The following is a 3,825-nucleotide window of genomic DNA, read 5'->3' as shown; positions in this document are numbered from 1 at the left end:
GGCATCCGCCGCTCGCCGGGTGATTGACCAGTTCTTTGATTCGCACCGACAGTCCGTCCGGTTGCAGGAACTCGAAGCCGGCCTGCGGCCGGTCCACCAGATCGAGGAAGCGGTGGTCTACTCATGATTCGTCTTGCGTATCTCTGCGTTGACCCCGGGGTGCCGGTATTCGGTTCGAAGGGTGCCTCGGTGCACGTGCAGGAGATCATCCGCAGCTGGCGGTCCCTCGGCGCCGAGGTCACTGTGTACTGCACCCGGCCGGGAACCGACATCCCGGCGGACCTTACCGACGTTCCGGTGGTGGTTCACCGCATCCCCAAGGGCGACGGCGCCGCCCGTGAACAGGCTCAGGCAGCCGCCGCGGCCGAGTTGGCGGCGCGTGCCATCGTTGACGGCGCGACGGCGGTCTACGAGCGGTATTCCCTCTTCAGCGACGCCCTGGCCCGCATCACGTCAGCGCTGGACGTCCCTGGTTTCCTCGAGGTGAATGCGCCGTTGATCGATGAGCAGCGTATCCACCGGTCTCTCGAGGACGAAGCGGGAGCACTTACGGTGCTGCAGCGCCAGGTCGCTGCAGCGTCCAGGACTGTGTGCGTGTCGGAACCGGTTGCCGTCTGGGTGAAGGAACGGGTGGCCAACGAGCATGAGGCCAAGGTGCTGGTGGTGCCAAACGGGGTCAACGTTGACCGGATCCGGCCCACTGCCGAGGCAGCGGGCATCCCGACGGTGGTGTTCGTCGGCACGCTGAAGCCGTGGCACGGGGTGGAGACCCTGATCCGGGCCAAGGCTGTCGCGTCAACCGACTGGGCTCTCCGGATTGTGGGAGACGGTCCGGAGGGTCAGCACCTGCGTGAGCTCGCCGTCGCGCATGGCGCGGAGGTCGAGTTCACGGGCGCCGTCACTCCCGAACTCATCCCTGCTGCGCTGGCTGGCTGTGCCCTGGCGGCGGCACCGTATCCGGAGATGGAGGACGCAAGCGACCAGTACTTTTCTCCGCTGAAGATCTACGAATACTGTGCCGCCGGTCTGCCAGTGGTGGCCTCCCGGGTGGGTCAGGTGCCTTCAATAATTGACGACGGCGTCACCGGGCTGCTGGTGGCTCCTTCGGATCCGGGGGCGCTGGCAGCCGCCATCGATGACCTTGCCGGTGCTCCGCTGGCCAGGTCAGCGATGTCCAACGCCGCGCGCAGCCTGGCGAGCGATCATCACAGTTGGGACGGCGTGCTGGCGCGCATCACCGAGGGGATCCTGTCATGACCATCGAGAAGACGCCCCCGTTGGTCGCTGGTACTCCCCCGGCGCCGGCAATCGTCAGGACCCCCAAGCCGGCAACGCTGCCAACCATCGGACCCAAAATGGCACGCAGCCCGCTCCGGCGGACCATCAACATTGCGAAACCGCATCTGCGCAAACACCGCCTGCTGATGAGCGGCGGAGTGGTGGCGTTGCTCTTCGAGGTGATCTTCCGGGTGCTGGAACCCTGGCCGGTCAAGTTTGTGGTGGATGCGATCTCCCGCAGCCTGGGAGCCGATCTAGCCGGAACCGGCCCATTAGCCACCGAAGGCCTTCTCCTCGCCTGTGGCGCTGGGCTGCTGGTGATCATTGGGATGCGTGCGTTGTGCAACTATCTCGCCACCGTGGCGTTTGCGTTGGCTGGCTCGCGGGTCGCGACGGAGCTGCGGGCCCGGGTCTTTGAGCACGTACAGTCCCTGTCCACGCGGTATCACTCGTCGGCGCGGACCGGTGACACCATCCAGCGGTTGGTGGGCGATGTCGGCCGGCTCCAGGAGGTGGCGGTAAGCGCAGGGCTACCGCTGATCGCCAACTGCATCACCCTGGTGGTGATGGGCGGGGTGATGTTCTGGCTTGATCCGCTGCTCGCCCTGGTGGTGGTCATTGCCTGTGCCAGTTTCCTGCTGCTGTCGCGGGTCAGCACCGGCAAGATCACCGTCGCGGCGCGCAGGACCCGGAAGGGCGAAGGTTCGCTGGCCAACACCGCCCAGGAGAGCCTGGGTGCTATCAGGGTGGTGCAGACCTACGGCCTGGAGAAGACCCTTTCCGATCGGTTCGGCAGCAGTAACCAGAAGACCCTCAGGGACGGAGTCCAGTCCAGGCGCCTGGCCGCGGCGTTGGAGCGTCGCACCGACGTCATTGTCGGCGTCGCCACCGCCGTCGTGCTGGCTGGCGGCGGATGGAGGGTGGTGCAGGGGGCCATGACTCCCGGCGATCTGGTGCTGTTTCTGATGTACCTGAAAACCTCAATGAAGCCGCTGCGGGACCTGGCCAAGTACACGGGGCGGATTGCCCGCGCGACGGCGTCGGGCGAGCGGGTGGACGACCTCCTGGACGAACGGGTGGACATTGTTGACGCCCCGAACGCCGTATCGCTGGGCAAGGTGTGGGGCGATGTAGAGTTCCGCAACATGACCGCTGCCTATGGTGACGGGCAACCAGTCCTGAAGAACCTGGACCTGGCGCTGGTGGGTGGGCGCAAGACAGCAATTGTGGGGCCGTCAGGATCGGGCAAGTCCACCCTGGTGTCGCTGATGGTGCGCATGATGGACCCGGTGTCGGGAACCGCGCACGTGGATGGCCACGATCTGCGGACGGTGACGCTCGAGTCGCTGCGGTCGAATATCAGCCTGGTACTGCAGGATGCGGTGCTGTTTACGGGCACCATCCGGGAGAACATCCGTTATGGCCGGGCTGACGCCACCGATGCCGAGGTGGAGCGGGCGGCGGTGCTGGCGAATGCCCACACGTTCATCTCCGGATTCGAGGATGGGTATGACACCCTGGTCGGCGAGCGCGGCGGGACCCTGTCCGGTGGGCAGCGGCAGCGGATTACCATTGCCCGGGCGTTGCTGCGTGATTCGCAGGTGGTGATCCTCGATGAGGTGACGACCGGGCTGGATCAGGCGTCCCGGGCCGAAGTCCTTGCTGGTCTGGCCACCCTGACGCAGGGACGCACCACCATCACGATCACCCATGAGGCGTCCGTAGCTCTCACCCACGATCGGGTGGTGTGGCTACAGGATGGGCAGATCCTTCTCGACGGGACGCCCGCTGAACTGATGACCCATCCGATGTTCGCCGCCTGGGTTCGTCAACAGCAGGCCGCCGATGAGGCGCAGCTCGCCGAAAAGACGGCTGGAGGCCGGGCATGAGGTCCACAGCTGTCCGGCCATCAGCAGCGGTTGAGTCGACGGCAGCTGTTGATTCTTCGGCGGCTACGGATTCTTCTGCGGCTGTCGATCCGACACTGTCTGCTGATCCGACGCCAGCTGTTGATCGGGCGGCGATGATTGATCCTATGAAAGTTATCGATCCGACGAAGGCTGTTGATCCGACGCTGCCGGGTCTTGAAGAGTTCTTCGACAGCGACCGGCTCAGCGAGCTGCTGGGGCGTCCGGTGCAAGCTGATCGGCTGCGGCACAAACCCGGTACGTCCGCTGTGGCGCGGATTCGGGAGGCCGGTGGCGGGATGGGCTGGCTTGCTACCTACAGTCCTGATGCTGCAGCAAAGCTTGAGAAAACGTTCAGCCGGTCGGTGGGCAGCGGGCTGGAAGTCCAGCACGTCGCCTTGCCGGACTACCCGGACCACAGCCTGGTGTCAGGGCCCATCGAACTGGATCACCGACTGTACCGGCCCATGCGGCCGTTTCGGCGCGACGGGTTCGGTTGGATCTTTGTTGACCGCTCGGTGGAGGTGCTCAACTACAACCCGCAACGCAGGGTGGTGTTTGCGCTTCGCCATCGGGGTGAACGCCTGGTGTGCAAGCTCGGTGCGTCGACCCCGCACGCGGATGGCGAGCTGTTGGCGAG

At 65.4% G+C, this 3,825-nt stretch carries 2 protein-coding genes; both read left to right on the top strand.

Annotated features, from left to right (window positions below):
* The first annotated feature begins 123 nt into the window (after nt 1–123).
* Nucleotides 124–1,257 carry a glycosyltransferase family 4 protein gene (locus tag K728_RS0105840; protein ID WP_202805323.1) on the top strand — a complete coding sequence of 378 codons (1,134 nt, stop codon included), beginning with the start codon at nt 124–126 and terminating at the stop codon, nt 1,255–1,257.
* The gene (locus K728_RS0105835) at nt 1,254–3,167 is read left to right on the top strand and encodes an ABC transporter ATP-binding protein (RefSeq protein ID WP_337587488.1); all 1,914 of its coding nucleotides are present in this window, start codon (nt 1,254–1,256) and stop codon (nt 3,165–3,167) included. Before K728_RS0105840 ends, K728_RS0105835 begins: the two co-directional genes overlap by 4 nt.
* Nucleotides 3,168–3,825 lie beyond the last annotated feature (658 nt).

The sequence above is a fragment of the Arthrobacter sp. CAL618 genome (assembly GCF_000468215.1).
Classification (GTDB): domain Bacteria; phylum Actinomycetota; class Actinomycetes; order Actinomycetales; family Micrococcaceae; genus Arthrobacter_D.
The sequence above is the reverse complement of the archived record's forward strand: the minus strand, read 5'-3'. Positions and strand labels throughout refer to the sequence as shown.

Bases quoted from the DNA above. Each gene is read 5' to 3' on its own strand.
- K728_RS0105840 (WP_202805323.1), top strand. From the start codon at position 124: ATGATTCGTCTTGCGTATCTCTGCGTTGACCCCGGGGTGCCGGTATTC.
- K728_RS0105835 (WP_337587488.1), top strand. From the start codon at position 1,254: ATGACCATCGAGAAGACGCCCCCGTTGGTCGCTGGTACTCCCCCGGCG.